The organism is Pseudonocardia abyssalis (genome assembly GCF_019263705.2).
Classification (GTDB): Bacteria; Actinomycetota; Actinomycetes; order Mycobacteriales; family Pseudonocardiaceae; genus Pseudonocardia; species Pseudonocardia abyssalis.
This window is the reverse complement of sequence record NZ_JADQDK010000001.1, coordinates 4,776,096-4,790,504: the sequence shown is the minus strand read 5'-3', so window position 1 is coordinate 4,790,504 and position 14,409 is coordinate 4,776,096. Positions and strand designations below refer to the sequence as shown.

At 71.4% G+C, this 14,409-nt stretch carries 18 protein-coding genes and 1 pseudogene; 15 read left to right on the top strand and 4 right to left on the bottom strand.

The genetic code is table 11. The features are described 5' to 3' along the window. Positions 1 to 68: 68 nt before the first annotated feature. Together I4I81_RS23380 and I4I81_RS23375 are read right to left on the bottom strand one after the other, a co-directional pair. The gene (locus I4I81_RS23380; RefSeq protein ID WP_225926066.1) at positions 69 to 413 is read right to left on the bottom strand and encodes a metallopeptidase family protein; all 345 of its coding nucleotides are present in this window, start codon (positions 411 to 413) and stop codon (positions 69 to 71) included. 11 nt (positions 414 to 424) lie between these two features. Further along, positions 425 to 1,639 carry a septum formation family protein gene (locus I4I81_RS23375; RefSeq protein ID WP_218601981.1) on the bottom strand — a complete coding sequence of 405 codons (1,215 nt, stop codon included), beginning with the start codon at positions 1,637 to 1,639 and terminating at the stop codon, positions 425 to 427. Positions 1,640 to 1,794: 155 nt separating this feature from the next. Between I4I81_RS23375 and I4I81_RS23370 the strand changes: the two genes are divergently transcribed. The 9 genes and pseudogenes from I4I81_RS23370 to I4I81_RS23330 all read left to right on the top strand — a co-directional run bounded on the left by I4I81_RS23370 (position 1,795) and on the right by I4I81_RS23330 (position 7,817). Next, a complete protein-coding gene (locus tag I4I81_RS23370; protein ID WP_225924669.1) occupies positions 1,795 to 2,388 on the top strand; it encodes a hypothetical protein in 594 nt (197 codons plus the stop codon). 4 nt (positions 2,389 to 2,392) lie between these two features. Beyond that, entirely contained in the window at positions 2,393 to 3,556 is a 1,164-nt protein-coding gene (locus I4I81_RS23365; protein ID WP_218601980.1) for a glutathionylspermidine synthase family protein, read from the top strand. 18 nt (positions 3,557 to 3,574) lie between these two features. Further along, positions 3,575 to 4,012, top strand: a complete 438-nt coding sequence (locus tag I4I81_RS23360) for a DUF350 domain-containing protein (protein ID WP_218601979.1) — start codon at positions 3,575 to 3,577, stop codon at positions 4,010 to 4,012. Between the two features lie 63 nt (positions 4,013 to 4,075). Next, positions 4,076 to 4,336 carry a type II toxin-antitoxin system Phd/YefM family antitoxin gene (locus I4I81_RS23355; RefSeq protein ID WP_218601978.1) on the top strand — a complete coding sequence of 87 codons (261 nt, stop codon included), beginning with the start codon at positions 4,076 to 4,078 and terminating at the stop codon, positions 4,334 to 4,336. Then, positions 4,333 to 4,725, top strand: a complete 393-nt coding sequence (locus tag I4I81_RS23350) for a type II toxin-antitoxin system VapC family toxin (RefSeq protein ID WP_218601977.1) — start codon at positions 4,333 to 4,335, stop codon at positions 4,723 to 4,725. The genes I4I81_RS23355 and I4I81_RS23350 overlap by 4 nt, the downstream gene beginning before the upstream one ends. Before the next feature lie 41 nt (positions 4,726 to 4,766). Further along, a pseudogene (locus tag I4I81_RS31660) lies at positions 4,767 to 5,354 on the top strand (MerR family transcriptional regulator); the annotation flags it as partial. A gap of 223 nt (positions 5,355 to 5,577) precedes the next feature. Continuing rightward, a complete protein-coding gene (locus tag I4I81_RS23340; RefSeq protein WP_218601976.1) occupies positions 5,578 to 5,799 on the top strand; it encodes a hypothetical protein in 222 nt (73 codons plus the stop codon). Positions 5,800 to 5,808: 9 nt separating this feature from the next. Further along, positions 5,809 to 6,615, top strand: coding sequence for an HAD family hydrolase (locus tag I4I81_RS23335; RefSeq protein WP_218601975.1), 807 nt, complete (start codon positions 5,809 to 5,811; stop codon positions 6,613 to 6,615). Between the two features lie 116 nt (positions 6,616 to 6,731). Beyond that, positions 6,732 to 7,817, top strand: a complete 1,086-nt coding sequence (locus I4I81_RS23330; RefSeq protein WP_218601974.1) for an acyltransferase family protein — start codon at positions 6,732 to 6,734, stop codon at positions 7,815 to 7,817. Between the two features lie 6 nt (positions 7,818 to 7,823). Here I4I81_RS23330 and I4I81_RS23325 read toward each other — a convergent pair whose 3' ends face one another. After that, positions 7,824 to 8,765: an NAD-dependent epimerase/dehydratase family protein gene (locus I4I81_RS23325; protein WP_218601973.1), complete on the bottom strand. Its 942-nt coding sequence runs from the start codon at positions 8,763 to 8,765 to the stop codon at positions 7,824 to 7,826. A 131-nt stretch (positions 8,766 to 8,896) separates the two neighbouring features. Between I4I81_RS23325 and I4I81_RS23320 the strand changes: the two genes are divergently transcribed. The 6 genes from I4I81_RS23320 to I4I81_RS23295 are packed head-to-tail and all read left to right on the top strand — an operon-like array spanning position 8,897 to position 13,653. Next, entirely contained in the window at positions 8,897 to 9,436 is a 540-nt protein-coding gene (locus I4I81_RS23320) for a phosphatase PAP2 family protein (RefSeq protein WP_372478402.1), read from the top strand. Further along, positions 9,406 to 10,359 carry a decaprenyl-phosphate phosphoribosyltransferase gene (locus I4I81_RS23315; RefSeq protein ID WP_372453544.1) on the top strand — a complete coding sequence of 318 codons (954 nt, stop codon included), beginning with the start codon at positions 9,406 to 9,408 and terminating at the stop codon, positions 10,357 to 10,359. The genes I4I81_RS23320 and I4I81_RS23315 overlap by 31 nt, the downstream gene beginning before the upstream one ends. Next, a complete protein-coding gene (locus tag I4I81_RS23310) occupies positions 10,352 to 11,629 on the top strand; it encodes a polysaccharide biosynthesis protein (RefSeq protein ID WP_218601971.1) in 1,278 nt (425 codons plus the stop codon). Before I4I81_RS23315 ends, I4I81_RS23310 begins: the two co-directional genes overlap by 8 nt. 23 nt (positions 11,630 to 11,652) lie before the next feature. Next, the gene (locus tag I4I81_RS23305; RefSeq protein WP_218601970.1) at positions 11,653 to 12,354 is read left to right on the top strand and encodes a glycosyltransferase family 2 protein; all 702 of its coding nucleotides are present in this window, start codon (positions 11,653 to 11,655) and stop codon (positions 12,352 to 12,354) included. Continuing rightward, positions 12,347 to 12,769, top strand: a complete 423-nt coding sequence (locus I4I81_RS23300; protein WP_218601969.1) for a DUF2304 domain-containing protein — start codon at positions 12,347 to 12,349, stop codon at positions 12,767 to 12,769. Before I4I81_RS23305 ends, I4I81_RS23300 begins: the two co-directional genes overlap by 8 nt. Further along, on the top strand, positions 12,766 to 13,653 hold the full coding sequence (locus tag I4I81_RS23295; protein ID WP_218601968.1) for a glycosyltransferase family 2 protein: 888 nt from the start codon (positions 12,766 to 12,768) through the stop codon (positions 13,651 to 13,653). Before I4I81_RS23300 ends, I4I81_RS23295 begins: the two co-directional genes overlap by 4 nt. On the opposite strand, the gene I4I81_RS23290 is transcribed toward I4I81_RS23295, so the two are convergent. Continuing rightward, positions 13,650 to 14,405, bottom strand: coding sequence for a class I SAM-dependent methyltransferase (locus I4I81_RS23290; RefSeq protein WP_218601967.1), 756 nt, complete (start codon positions 14,403 to 14,405; stop codon positions 13,650 to 13,652). The genes I4I81_RS23295 and I4I81_RS23290 overlap by 4 nt on opposite strands. Between the last annotated feature and the right edge of the window lie 4 nt (positions 14,406 to 14,409).

Genomic DNA, 14,409 nt, shown 5'->3' with positions numbered 1-14,409 from the left:
GCGACTCGCGGGCGCCGGAACAGCGACTCGCGGGCGGGATTCCGGCGACTCGCGGGGGTGGGGGCGGGTCAGCCCCAGCCGAGGCGGTGCAGGGTGTCCTCGTCGATGCCGAAGTGGTGGGCCACCTCGTGCACGACCGTGACCGCGACCTCGTGCACGACCTCGTCGGCGTCGGAGCAGATGGACAGGATCGCGTCCTGGTAGACCGAGATCCGGTCGGGCAGGACCCCGCCGTAGGACGAGGTGCGCTCGGTCAGTGCGATGCCCTCGTAGAGCCCGAGCAGGTCGGGGTCCTCGGTGTTGCGGTCCTCGACGAGCACCACGACGTTGTCCATCGCCCGGGTCAGCTCGGCCGGGATCGTGTCCAGTGCGTCGGCGACCAGTTCCTCGAAGCGGCGCCGGGTCATCTCCATCCCGGCGTCGGTCACGTCCCGTCGAGCGGGACCGGTACCTCGACCGGCACCTCCGCCGGCGGGGCCTCCTCGGCGGGCGGTGCGTCGGATGCGGGTGCGCCGTCGGTCGGGGTGGTCGACCCGTCGGCGGGCGGGGTGCTCGACGGCGCGGCGGGCGTGGTCGTCGACGGCGCGGGGATGCCGGCATCGGGGGTGTTCTCGGCCGGCGGGGCCAGCTGATCGCCGATCACGACGTCGCCGGTGACCGGCCCGGTGACCGGCGCGAACCCGCTGCGGTCGGGCAGCAGCGCCGCCACGTTGCAGTTGGCCCGGTACGTGCCGGCCGCCCAGGACTCCTCGCTGATGTTGTTCCAGTAGACCGTGAGTCCCTTGTCGGTGACGACGGTCGGGCCGCCCGCGTAGGCCGCGGCGAGCTCGTTGCACTTGGGCTGCAGGTACGCGTCCTGGTCGGCGACCGCGGGGAAGCCGTTCGGGAAGTCGGCGGCCATGTCGATGATGCCGACGGTCTCCAGCGCGTGCGGCCCGGAGCAGGCGACGGGGTCGCCGACGCGGGGGCCGTCGATCGCCAAGCAGACGCCCGGCTCCTGGACGGCGGCCTGGTCACCCTCGGCGACGCGGCCGCTCATCGGGTACAGCGCGCCGGAGCGCGAGGCGCTCTGCAACCCGCAGCGCAGCTCCCGGTCGCCCTGCTCCCACTTCGACGGCGACGGCTTGAGCGCGCCGACGCGGTAGCGGCCGTCGGGGTCGAAGACGTCGTTCAGGTAGGTCATGACGACCGGTCCGCACCGCTCGTCGACGAGCTGGCGCCAGGTGGAGTCGTCCGGCAGCGCGACCTGGTCGGCGAGCTGCACCGTGCCGGCCTGCTCGAACAGGTGCGGCTGGGCGCAGTCGACGAGCGCGGTGTCGACGGCGTCGGGGCGGGTCCAGGTCAGGCACGTGCCCGGGGTGGCGGGCGGGGCCGGGACCTCCACGATCTCGGGCTCGTCGGGCGGCGCTGCGACGGAGGCGAAGGTGCCCAGCACGGGGACCTCGGCGCCGGCGAACGTGTCGAGCGAGGCCGCGCCCAGCATGAGCAGGGCCCCGACGACGACGCCCGTGACGACGCGCCGCACGGGGTGCACGGAGGGGCTGGGTGCACGTCCACCCGGCGAGGGCGCGGACGACGGGGTGTGCGGGGGAGCGTCGTCGTCGCGCACGGGCCGGGGAGCGGTGAGGGTTCGGTCCATGACGACCGTCATCATGCCGTGACCTGTTCGGTCACTCCGCGTCGCGGTCGCTCCCGCGCGGTCATCGGTCGTCGGCGTGCTGCGAACGTCCGTGTTCGCCCGGGCGGCCGGTCCGGGTACGGTGCGCGCGCGAACTGATCTGTGAGGGGGCGGTCATGGGCGACGACGAGGAACGTCCGGAGCCGGGCAGCATGCGGTTCCAGGACGGATCGACGACGCCGCGTGAGCCCACGCTCGCCGAGCGTCGAGCCCGTGAGCAGGCGCAGCGCCGGCAGGAGGCCGCGGCGCGACAGGCGGCTGAGGACGAGGAACGCGGGCAGAAGAAGCGCAAGCGGATCCTGGTCGGCGCCGGCGTCACGGTCGGGGTGGTCGCGCTGATCGCCGTCGGGTACGCGGTGGCGCGGCCGACCGAGGAGGTCCAGGCGCAGTGCGTCGACGAGGACTCCGGTGAGATCGTCGACGACTCCAACTGCGTCACTCCCGTCGCCGACAACGGCTACCGCAGCGGCGGCGGCCTCTACCCGATCTTCATCGGGGGCGGCGGCCGGCAGTACCACTACAACTACGGCGGCTCCGGCACCGTCGGGCAGCGCGTGTCCGGCGGTACGACGGTCGTGCCGAGCGGCGGCACCCGCGTCACGACGTCGTCGGGCCGCGACGTGTCCCCGCGCGCGTCGTCGTCGGGGTCCGACAGCGTCTCCCGCGGTGGGCTGGGCGTGTCCGGCGGCAGCTCGTCGAGCGGCAGCTAGGGACGTGCGACGGCATCGGGGGGAGCCGCGGGCGGGGTGGGAGGACACCGTCCGCGAGCAGGGCATGGTCTACGGATCGCCCGGCCGCGGGCAGGGCGGCGTCGCCCGGCCGTACTGGGACGAGTCCGTGCACTACTCGTTCTCGATGGACGAGATCCTCTCCCTCGAGGCCGACGTCGAGGTGCTGCACTCGATGTGTCTGGAGGCCGTCGACCACGTCGTCACCGCCGAGCGGTTCCGCGACTTCGCGCTCCCCGAGTACGCGTGGGAGGGCGTCGCGGCGTCCTGGAGGCGCAGCGACCCGCACGTCTACGGCCGCTTCGACCTGCGCTACGACGGCTCCGGCCCCGCGCAGATGCTGGAGTACAACGCCGACACCCCCACCACGCTGCTCGAGGCGTCGCTGCTGCAGTGGCACTGGCTCAAGGACGTGCACCCCGGCGACGACCAGTGGAACTCGCTGCACGAGAAGCTCGTCGAGCGCTGGGGTGAGCTGAAGGCGCGGCTGCCCGGCGACGACATCTACTTCACGTGGTCGGGCGCGGACGCCAGCGGCGAGGACCACGTCACCGTCGGCTACCTGCAGGAGACCGCGGCCGAGGCCGGGCTCAACACCGTGGGGCTGGCGATCGAGGACATCGGCTGGGACGCCGCCCTCGACCGGTTCGTCGACCTCGAAGAGGCCCCGATGGCGGCGGTGTTCAAGCTCTACCCGTGGGAGTGGGTCGTCACCGACGACTTCGGCAAGCACGTCCTGCGCAGCCTCCCCGAGACGCTGTGGGTCGAGCCGCTGTGGAAGACGCTGCTGTCGAACAAGGCGCTGCTCGCCGTGCTGTGGGAGATGTACCCCGGCCACCCCAACCTGCTGCCGGCCTTCCTCGACCAGCCCGGCCTGCTCACCGAGTACGTCCGCAAGCCGCGGCTGGGCCGCGAGGGCGCCAACGTCACGATCGTCGCTCCCGGCATGGAGCACGAGACCGGCGGTGTCTACGGCGAGGAGGGCTTCGTCTACCAGCTCTTCGCCCCGCTCCCCGAGTTCGACGGCTTCCGTCCCGCGCTGGGCGCGTGGGTCGTCGGCGACACGGCGGCCGGCCTCGGCATCCGCGAGACCGTCGGGCTGGTCACCGACGACGGCGCGGCGTTCGTCCCCCACCGCATCCCCGAATAGTTCGAAAGGCTCCCCAGAATGATCAACCCGGGCTTCTTCTCCGTGATCGGCATCGGGATCGGCGCGATCCTGCTCTACGCCGTCCTCGGCGTCATCCTGATGCTGCTCGGCTTCTACGCCGTCGACCTGACGACGCCGGGCAAGCTCAACGTCATGGTCCGCGAGGGCCTGCCGAACGCCGTCGTGATCACCGCCGCCGGCATGATCAGCATGGCGCTGATCGTCGTCACGGCGATCTACACGTCCTCGGGCTTCCTCACCGAGGGCCTGATCCAGACCGCGATCTTCGGCATCATCGGGATCCTCGCCCAGGTCGGGGCCGTCCGGCTGCTGGAGTGGGTCATGGGCATCGACATCGGCGGCGTCCTGGCCGCCGACCGGGTCCTGCCGCAGAGCTTCCTGATCTCCGCCGCTCATCTGGCCCTGGGTCTCGTGGTGGCGTTCGCGATCATCTGACCGCGCCGTCGGGATCGGGACGATGAACGGGAGTCGGCCTACGCGACTGCTACGGTCGTAGCCATGGCCGACGTCCCCAGCCGTGAGCTGCGCAACGACACCGCGGGCGTACTGCGTCGGGTGCAGGACGGTGAGCGGGTGACGGTCACCGTGAACGGGCGTGCCGTGGCCGAACTGGTGCCCGTGCAGCGGTCTCGACGTGCCTGGATCGGACGGGCCGACCTCGTCGCGCGGCTGAGCCGTGCCCAGGCCGACCCCGGGCTTCGTGACGATCTCGCGCGCCTGGGCGGCGAGACCACCGACGACCTGGGCCCGATCCGGTGAGGGGGCTCCTCGACACCAGCGTCTTCATCGCGGCGGAGAGCGGGAGACCTCTGCGGATCGACCTGCTCCCCGACGAATCGGCCGTCTCGGTCGTGACCCTCGCCGAGCTCCAGACGGGAGTTCTGGCCGCGGCGGACGTCGAGACCCGTGCGCGGCGGATGCTGACCCTCGAGGCAGTGGGCGACGTGGAGCTGATCGGTATCGACGAGGCTGCCGCGCACACCTGGGCCCGGATGCGCGTCGAGCTCGCCGGCTCCGGCCGGCGGGTGAACGTGAACGACCTGTGGATCGCGGCGAGTGCCGCGTCCCGGGATCTGCCCGTCGTGACGCGGGACGACGACTTCGCGGCGGTCGAAGGGATCGCGGGGCTACGGGTGGTCCGGGTCTGACGCTTGACCCTCGACCAGGTCGAGACGGGAGGTTCGTCGGCATGGAGAGCTCGCCCGGCGGGAGTTGGCGCGGCATCGGGGCGATGGCCCGGGCGTCGGGACTGACGGTGAGCGCGCTGCGCTTCTACGACGGTGCCGGCGTGTTCGGGCCCGCCCACGTCGACCCGCACAGCGGCTACCGGCGCTACGCGCCCGACCAGCTCGTCGTCGCGCGCCTGGTGGCGTCGCTGCGGCGGGTCGGGATGCCGCTGGCCGGGATCCGGGAGGTGCTGGAGCACCGGCACGACCCGGACGCCGTCGACGCACTGCTGGCCGGGCACCTGCACCGGCTCGAGCAGGGTGTCGCCGCCGCCCGCCGCGAGCTCTCCACCGTCCGCGACCTGCTCGCCCCGGAGGAGACCCCCATGACCCCCACCACCGTCACCCTGCCCGCGTCCGCGCTGGCCGACGCGCTGCGCGCCGTCCGGTTCGCCGTCGGTTCCGACCCGGAGTTCCCGGTGCTGCACGGCGTCCTGCTCGACGTGACCGCCGACGTAGTGACCGTCGTGGCCACCGACCGCTACCGGCTCGCGGTCGCCACCGCACCGGTACGGACGCTCGACGGACCGGAGCGGGCGGTCGTGGTGCCGGCCGACCTGACCGTCGCCGCGCGGGACGCCGAGGTCGAGGTCCGCGTGGACGGGACCACGGTCTCGGTCGACGGCCGGCCCCACGACCTCCTGGACGGGTCCTTCCCCGACCACCGCCGGCTGCTCCCGGCGCGCTCCGGCGGCGGGATCCCCGTCGACGCGGCGGAGCTGCGGGCCGCGGTCGCCGCGGCGGGGACCCGCCGTCGCGGACGCCGACGTCACGGTGCTGTCCGTCGACCCCGCGGGGCGGCTCGTGGTGGGCACGGGGTCCGACGGGGTAGGGCTGAACGCCGAGTTCCTGCTGGAGGCCGTCGACGCGGGCGGTGCCGGGCAGCTCCGCCTCGAGCTCGACGGGCCCCTGGCCCCGGTGGCGATCCGGTCCGCGGAGTCGTTCTCGCTGCTCATGCCCGTCCGTCTGGACGAGACGGCCGGGGCCACTCCGTAGGCTGGGGGAGTGCAGGCTCCCCGACTGGTCGCGTCCGACGTCGACGGCACCCTCCTCGATCCCCACGACCAGGTCACCCCCCGCACCGCCGCGGTGATCGGCCGGGCGGTCGCGGCGGGGGTCGGGTTCGTGCTGGTCACCGGCCGCCCGCCGCGGTGGATCCCGCCCGTCGTCGAGGCGGTGGGGGTCGGGCGCTACGCGGTGTGCGCGAACGGGGCGGTGCTCTACGACGCCGTCGAGGACCGGGTGCTGTGGTCACAGACCCTCGACCCGGACGCCCTCGCCGCGCTCGCCGCGCTCGTCGGGGAGGTGCTGCCCACCAGCGGCCTCGCGGTCGAGCGGGTCGGTACCGGCGCCCACGACGCCGCGCCGTTCGTCGCCGAGCCCGCCTACCGGCACGCCTGGCCCGACTCCGACAACCTCGTCACCGGGCGCTCCGACCTGCTCTCCGCGCCCGCCGTCAAGATGCTGGTGCGCTGCGCCGAGCTGGGCAGCGAGGCGATGGTGGCCGCGCTCGCACCCGTCGTCGGCGACACGGCCGACCTCACCTTCTCCCACCCCCGCGGCCTGGTCGAGATCTCCCCGCCGCGCGTCACCAAGGCCACCGGCCTGGCCGAGGTGGCCGGTCGGCTCGGGATCGACGTCGGCGACGTCATCGCGTTCGGGGACATGCCCAACGACCTGGAGATGCTGCGCTGGGCCGGGCACGGCGTGGCGATGGGCAACGCCCACCCGATCCTGCACGAGGTGGCCGACGAGATCACCGCGAGCAACGGCGACGACGGTCTGGCGCTGGTGCTGGAACGCTGGTTCTGAGGGGCCAGGGCCAGGTCGCCCGTACGTGCCGGGCGCCGGTGCATCCTCGACCGGTCCGCAATGCGAAAGTATGCTCGGTCGATTCCGCGGCCACCCTGTGACGGAGGTAGGCCGCGATGACCTACGACGATTACCGCGCCACCACGCGCTTCCCGGCGCTAGACGGGCTGCGCGGCATCGCCGCCGCGATGGTGATCATCTTTCATTACGGCGGTGAGCGGTGGGGCTGGCTCTCCGGGTGGATCGGCGTGCACATCTTCTTCGTCCTGTCGGGATTCTTGATCACGACACTCGCGCTGCGAGAAGAGCAGCGGCGCGGTCGACTCTCGCTCGGCAACTTCTACATCCGTCGGAGCCTGCGGATCCTGCCGGTGTACTTCGTGGTGCTTGCTCTCGTCGTCGGCGTCGCGTGGCTGAGAGGCGAATGGGAGTCCAGCGGTCTCGCACCGCTGATGCCCTACTACCTCACGTTCAACGGAGAGTTCGTCGGACCGGGACAGCCACACGGGCACGTGTGGACCCTCGGAGTGGAGCAGAAGTTCTACCTGGTCTGGCCGCTACTCGCCTTCGCCGTCGTGTTCGCCTCCCGGGTCCGACTCGGCGTGAGCGTCGCACTGCTCGTCCTGCTACTCGCCCTGTGCCCGGTCCACAACGCGTTCATCTCCTACGTACCGATCGTTGCGGGATGCCTCCTCGCGGTCGTTCTCCACACGCGGACCGGATTCGATGCACTCGCGGTCTTGATGCGGCCGGCCACGGCAACGTTCGTCGCACTGGTCTTCATCGTGATCCACCTTGCAGTGGTCGAAGCCGTCGCCTGGTTCGGCAGCGATGGGCCGGTGATCTTGCTGTACAGCGTTCCCGTAGTCGTTCTGGTGACGTCCTTGCTCGGAACCGGCCCGACCGTGTGGATCCTCTCCACCAAGCCGATGACGTTCCTCGGCGATCGCTCCTATTCACTGTATCTAGTGCAAGGCCTCGCCGGTGTCATCGCAGCGTCGGTCGTCCCGCGCTTCGGGGTCCTGTCGAGTTCCACTGCACTCGCGGTACTGGTGACGAGCCTGCTGCTCGCAGACCTTCTGTACAGGGGGGTGGAGAAGCCGTTCATCGGACTCGGACGGACGTGGACTTCACACCGTGGTGTGGCCTGTCGCGAACCCGAGCAGCTAGGCCGCTCCGTCCCTGCCAAGATCGGGTCGTAGACAGCATCACAACGTGACGGAGCGGATCCAGCCCAGTGTGGAGTGGAGACCCATCGCCAGCGGGGTGGGACCGGCAAGACGGAGATCACGGCGGGCGCGGCTGACTTCGAGACAGCTGCGTCGGACCTCACCAGGTCGGGCGGGCTGGAAGTCGGGGGCAAACCGGTCAGCTGGCATGCCTGCCGCTGAGGCGACCGCAGCAGTCAGTTCGAGCAGATCTATCTCTGTGCCGGTACCGATGTTGTAGGTCTGGTGGGGAAGAGTCGTGGAGCGTGCTGCGGCGAGGTTGGCGGCCACGATGTCACCGACGTAGACGTAGTCCCGGGTCTGGCGCCCGTCGCCGAAGATGGTCGGTGCGGTTCCGGACAGGGCGCGGTCGCACAAGATGGCGATAACACCTGCATCGCCCTTCGGGTCCTGACGGGGTCCGTACACGTTCCCGTAGCGCAGCGTCGTCACCTGCAGCCCGTGTGTCTGGCCGAACCACGAGGCGTACCTCTCAGCCGTATGCTTCCCGAGGCCATAGGCCGAGAGAGGGCGGGCAGGCGCGGTCTCAGGGGTCGGCACGGTGTCGGTCTCGCCGTAGATCGCCCCGCCGGTTGAGGTGTTGACAACGCGCCGGACCCCTGCGGCGTGGGCGGCAGCGAAGACGTTCAACGAGCCGATGACGTTGGTGTGCGCGTCATGGGCGGGCTGAGCCATCGATGTGCGGACGTCGATCTGAGCAGCGAGGTGAAACACCACCTCGGGGGAGAACTCGAGGATCTCCTTGTTGACGGCGTCCCCATCGCGCACATCGATCTTGGCAAGCCGGGCCCGCGGATCGAGATTCGACTCACGCCCACGGCTGAGGTCGTCGAGCACCAGGACATCTGATCCGGAAGCCAGCAAGCCATCGACGATATGAGATCCGATGAAGCCTGCTCCTCCGGTGACTACGGCGCGCATGGCGTTCACCGTAGTCACGAGTGGAACCGGCGTTCGAGATCCGGACGATAGTCGCGGCGGGGCGCGCGTACCATCTGGCTGTCTCAGAACCTGACTACCGGCCGCGGACACGTCCTGTGCTGCCCGCCGCTCTGGAGGCTCCCGCAGTGACCCAGCTCGATGATGTACGTGCGCTGGAGGTGCGGGCGCTGAGCGCGGTGCAGCGGACCATCGGACCACCGTCCGTGGTCCGTGTGGCCCGGGGTATGTCGCTGTTCGGTGAGCATGCCGCGGGTTGGCTCGCGATCGGTGCCGCAGGCGCGCTGGTCGACCGGACCCGGCGTCGTGAGTGGCTCGCCGCCGCCGCCGGCGTGGCGTTCGCCCACGGGGCATCGATCGGCGTCAAGCGCGTGGTGCGCCGCCCACGCCCGGACGACCCGGCCGTCGAGGTCAGGGTGGGCACACCCTCGAAGTTGAGCTTCCCGTCCGCGCACGCCACGTCGACGACCGCCGCGGCTGTGCTGTTCGGCAGCCTGCTGCACCGTCCGCTGGTGGCGGTGCTGGTGCCGCCGATGGCCCTGTCGCGGCTCCTACTCGGCGTCCACTACCCCAGCGACGTGGTCGCAGGCTCCTTGCTCGGCGCCGCGGTCGCCGCGGGGGCATGCCGCATGTCCCGGAGGAGAACCCGATGACCAGCACCGACGTGCCGGCCACCACGCCGGTCACGCCGCCGGCCCGCACGACAGCCGGTGTGGTGCGCGGGGTGCTCAAGACGATGCGCCCGCGGCAGTGGGTCAAGAACGTCCTCGTGCTCGCGGCCCCGTTCGCCGCCGGCGACCTGCTGCAGCCCGGGATCGGTCTGCAGCTCGTCGTCGCGTTCGTGGCGTTCTCGCTGGCCGCGTCCGGGATCTACCTGGTCAACGACGCGAAGGACATCGAGGCGGACCGCGCGCACCCGACGAAGCGCAATCGGCCCATCGCCGCGGGGATCGTCCCGCCGCGGCTGGCCGTCGCCGTCGCGGTGGTGCTGCTGGCCGCCGCCGTCGCGATCAGCCTGGTCGCCGGCTACCAGCTGGTGATCGTGCTGGCCGTCTACGTCGTCGTCCAGCTGTCGTACTGCTTCTGGCTCAAGCACCAGCCCGTCCTCGACATCTGCATCGTCGCCTCCGGGTTCCTGCTCCGCGCCATCGCCGGCGGCGCGGCCACCGGCATCGCCCTGTCGCAGTGGTTCCTGCTCGTCGCCGGGTTCGGCTCGCTGTTCATGGTCGCCGGCAAGCGCTACGCCGAGATGATGCTGGCCGAGCGCACCGGCGCGAAGATCCGCAAGTCGCTGGAGAGCTACTCGGCGTCCTACCTGCGGTTCGTCTGGGGCCTCTCGGCGACCGTCCTGATCACGACCTACAGCCTGTGGGCCTTCGAGATCCGCGAGACCCAGCACAACCCGATCTGGTCGGCGATCTCGATCGTCCCGTTCGTGGTGGCGGTGCTGCGGTACGCGGTCGACGTCGACAACGGCAACGGCGGCGAGCCCGAGGAGATCGCGCTCGGTGACCGGGTGCTGCAGGTGCTGGCGCTCGCTTGGATCGCTTCGCTGACCGTCGCGGTGTATGCCTGACGCGGTGGCCCACGCGCGCCCGGTGCGCATCGGCCTGCACCTGGCGCTGGGCCTGTGCCTGGTCGGGGCTGCCGGCTACGGCTTCATCGCGATAGTGGGCAGGGTGTTCGACTCTCCCCCCGACGTCGCTGTCCTCGGCGCTCTGACCTCGTTGTACCTACTGGTGAACGTCCTGGGGCCGGGCGCATTCGCGGCCGTGGAGCAGGAGACGAGCCGTGCGGTGAGCGCGGCCGGCGCGTCGGGGCTGTCGGCCTGGCCGGTGGCGCGCCGCGCGGCGGTATTGACCGCCGGGTTGCTCATCGGTCTCGTGTTGCTGGCCGCGGCGGCCTGGCCGCTCGGCCTCGGTCGGGTCCTCGACCAACGACTGGGTCTACTGCTCGCTCTCGTCGTTGCCAGCACCGGGTTCGGGCTCATGTACTGGGTCCGCGGCGTGCACAGCGGTCAGCAGCGGCTCGGCCGTTATGCCGCGAGCCTCTACTTGGAGGGCGCGGCGCGGCTCCTGCCCTGCGGGGTGCTGTTCGCACTGGCGGTGGGGTCGCCCGAGGCCTACGGACTCGCGTTCGCGGCCGGGTCGGGTGTGGCCGGCCTGGCCCTGATGTCCGGGCTGAAGCTGCGGACCGGGCCGGTCGGCGTCGCCCCGTCCGGGATGGGGCGCTCGCTCGGGATGCTCGTCACGGCCGCGCTGTGCATGCAGCTCGTGGCCAACCTGGGTCCCGTCGTCGTCACCTACCGCTCGTCCGACGACCTCGTGGCCGCCGCCGTGTTCGGCCTGGCCTTCGTGCTGGCGCGGGTCCCGCTGTTCCTCTACTCCCCGGTGCAGGCGCTCCTCGTGCCCGCATTGACCCGCGCCGTCACCGCGGGCGAGCTCGACGCCGCCCGCAGGCTCGTCGGCCGAGCGCTGGGGGCTGTGATCGCGGTGGGCGCGGTGGGGGTCGCGGCAGCGGCGGCCCTCGGACCCGCGGCGGTCGAACTGTTGTTCAACGCCGCACAGCGCCCCGGCCCAGGGACCCTTGCACTGCTCGGCCTGGCCACCGTCGCGATGATGGTGGCACTCACTCTGCAGTCGGCACTGATCGCCCTCGGCGAGCAGCGCACCGTCACCCTGGCCTGGACGGCCGGTGTCGTGGTGTTCGTGCCGCTGCTGTTCCTGCCCCTGCCACCCGTCGAGGCGGCGCTGGCCGCCCAGCTCGCCGGCCCGCTCATCGTGGTGGGACTCGCCACCGCCGGGGTCCGCCGTTCATTGCACAGGCGCCAGTACCCTGGCCCGTGACACCACCGTCCTCGGAGATCAGCATGGAACCGCTCGCCCGCCAGTACGACGATGTGTGGCTCGTCATCCCCGTCTACAACGAGGAGACCGTGATTCAAGCGGTCGTCAAGGACGCGATGACTGTCTTCCCCCATGTGGTCTGCGTCGACGATGGCAGCCCCGACGGCTCCGCTTCCGCTATCGCAGCGAGCGAGGCGCACCTGGTGCGGCACCCGATCAACCTCGGCCAGGGCGCAGCGCTGCAGACCGGGATCGCTTACGCCCGCGCCCGGGCCGGCGCGCGCTACTTCGTCACCTTCGACGCCGACGGCCAGCACCGCGTGGAGGACGCCGCAGAGATGGTCGAGCTGGCCCGGACCGGCGCCGCCGACGTGGTGCTCGGTTCGCGGTTCCTCGACGAGGACACATCTTCGGTCCCGTGGGTGAAGCGGATCGTACTCAGGGTTGTGGCGGCGTTGAGCCCGGCAGCGCGGCGGCTGAAGCTGACCGATGCACACAACGGCCTGCGCGTGCTCACTCGTCCGGTGGCCGACGATCTGCGAATCACGATGAACGGCATGGCCCATGCGTCGCAGATCGTCAGTTATCTGGCGCGGTCGGACTGGCGGGTCGCCGAACACCCGGTGACCATCCGCTATACCGACTACTCCCGTAGCAAGGGCCAGTCACTGGTGAACGGCGTCAACATCCTGTTCGATCTCGGAGTGCGGCAGAGGGGTGCCTGATCCCATGATTGTCCAACTCCTGCTTCTCGTGGCCGTCGCGGCTCTACTCGTGCTCTTCGTCCGCAACCGGCACGGCGTCCGTGTGGCGGCAGGCAAGCGGGTGGCGCTTGTCTTGTTCGCGCTGGTCAACGTATACGCCGTGATCCGGCCGGACGACCTGACCGCACTCGCTCAGGCAATCGGCGTCGGCCGAGGCACCGATCTGGTGCTCTATGCCCTGGTTGTCGGATTCCTGTCGGTAACGCTCAACCAGTACCTGCGCTTCCAGGGGGTCGACGCCCGCGTCACCGAGCTGGCCCGCACGCTCGCCGTGCGGGAGGCGGAGATCGTCAACCGCGACCGGGGCCTGCTCGTCGGACCCGACGCGAGGGCTGTGCCGGTCGTGCCCGGCGTCCCGGACGAGCCCGGCGCGTGACGCTGCACGTCGTCGTCCCGTACTGGGGCGATCCCGGGCACCTCTTCGGGGCCGTGGCCAGCGTGCGTGCGCAGAGCACCTCGGACTGGTTGCTCACGATCGTCGACGACGGGTATCCGGGCACCGCGGCGGCCGAGCACGTCGGCGCGCTCGCCGACCCCCGTATCGATTACACGCGCAACCCCGAGCGGCTCGGCCCCAACGGCAACACCTACCGCGCCTCGCGCCTGGTCCAGGGCGAGTACCTCTGCATGATGGGTCACGACGACCTGCTCGAACCCGGGTACGCCGAGCTCGTCGTGGCGCGCATGGAGGCCGACCCGGCCGTCGTGGTGGTGCAGCCGGGCGTCACCGTGATCGACGAGGACGGTGCGGTGCGCGGCGGGTTGGCCGACCGGGTGAAGGCGGCGATCGCGCCTGGGGCGAAGGCGCCGGTCACGTTGGACGGGGAGACGGCCGCGCGCAGCCTGCTGGCCGGCAACTGGCTCTACACGCCGTCGCTGACCTACCGGGCCTCCGCAGTCGAGAAGGTCCCCTTCCACCCCGGGATCGACGCGATCCACGACCTCGCGTTCGTGCTGGACCTGCTGCTCGACGGGGGTGTCCTCGCCGTCGACCCGACGCCGGCGTTCCGCTACCGCCGCCACCGCTCCAGCGACTCGTCGCAGCGGGCCCGCGACGGCATCCGCTTCGAGCAGGAGCAGCGCTACTTCGGCGAGGTCGCCGAGGAGCTGCGCGCGCGGGGCTGGACCCGGGCCGAGCGGGCCGCCCGGTTGCACCTCTTCTCGCGCCTGCACGCGGCGAAGGTGGGTGTCGATCTGCTCGCCGCGCGCGACGTCGCCCGCGCCGGGCAGGTCCTGCGCCGCGCGGTGCGGCGCGTCTAGCCGGCCTTCTGCACGACCAGCAGGAACGCCTTCGAGATCGCCCACAGCTGCGGGAACCGGCGCAGGGCGGCCACCCCCAGCCGGTAGACCGGGCTGCCGCCCCCCTCGGCCAGGGAGAGGTCGGCGGGCAGGGTGAGCGACGCCCGCAGCTCCGGGTGCGGGGTGAACAGCCGCCGCAGCCGCCCGAGGGTGGGGGCGTAGCTGGCGTCGCGGTAGTCGGTGCCCCGACCCGAGGCCCGCAGGTAGGCCGAGGCGAGCGGCAGCGGCAGCCAGCTCAGGAACGGCAGCCCGTAGTGCACCTCGATCGGCCACGTCCGGTTCGGCACGAGCACGAACGCCACGCCGCCGGGGCGCAGGCAGCGGCTGATCACGCGCACCGCTCCGGGCTGGTCGTCGATGTGCTCGAGGACGTTGTCCAGCACGACCAGGTCGAACTCCTCGATGCCGGTGACCGCGTCGATCGTGCCCTCCACGATCTCGACGTTGTCCAGGCCCTGTGCCGCGGCGTTCTCGCGGGCGTGCCGGGCCAGGACCGGGTTCGGCTCGACCCCCACGACTGACGCGCACCGCCGAGCCAACTCGACCACGCCGTGGCCGTACCCGCAGCCGATGTCGACGGCCCGGCACTCCGCGAGCGGGCGGTCCAGGAAAGGGCCCGCGGTCAGCTCGACCTGGCGGACGAACCCTTCGGCGAGGCTCGCTCGCTCGACCATCCGCAGAGTCTTCTCGTACTCGGGGAGGGAATCCGTCACAGCG

Excerpts from the sequence above, each read along its gene's own strand:
- I4I81_RS23330 (WP_218601974.1), top strand. The coding sequence starts at position 6,732 with ATGACCTACGACGATTACCGCGCCACCACGCGCTTCCCGGCGCTAGAC.
- I4I81_RS23380 (WP_225926066.1), bottom strand. The coding sequence starts at position 413 with ATGGAGATGACCCGGCGCCGCTTCGAGGAACTGGTCGCCGACGCACTG.
- I4I81_RS23375 (WP_218601981.1), bottom strand. The coding sequence starts at position 1,639 with ATGGACCGAACCCTCACCGCTCCCCGGCCCGTGCGCGACGACGACGCT.
- I4I81_RS23370 (WP_225924669.1), top strand. The coding sequence starts at position 1,795 with ATGGGCGACGACGAGGAACGTCCGGAGCCGGGCAGCATGCGGTTCCAG.
- I4I81_RS23325 (WP_218601973.1), bottom strand. The coding sequence starts at position 8,765 with ATGCGCGCCGTAGTCACCGGAGGAGCAGGCTTCATCGGATCTCATATC.
- I4I81_RS23360 (WP_218601979.1), top strand. The coding sequence starts at position 3,575 with ATGATCAACCCGGGCTTCTTCTCCGTGATCGGCATCGGGATCGGCGCG.
- I4I81_RS23305 (WP_218601970.1), top strand. The coding sequence starts at position 11,653 with ATGGAACCGCTCGCCCGCCAGTACGACGATGTGTGGCTCGTCATCCCC.
- I4I81_RS23355 (WP_218601978.1), top strand. The coding sequence starts at position 4,076 with ATGGCCGACGTCCCCAGCCGTGAGCTGCGCAACGACACCGCGGGCGTA.
- I4I81_RS23315 (WP_372453544.1), top strand. The coding sequence starts at position 9,406 with ATGCCGCATGTCCCGGAGGAGAACCCGATGACCAGCACCGACGTGCCG.
- I4I81_RS23310 (WP_218601971.1), top strand. The coding sequence starts at position 10,352 with ATGCCTGACGCGGTGGCCCACGCGCGCCCGGTGCGCATCGGCCTGCAC.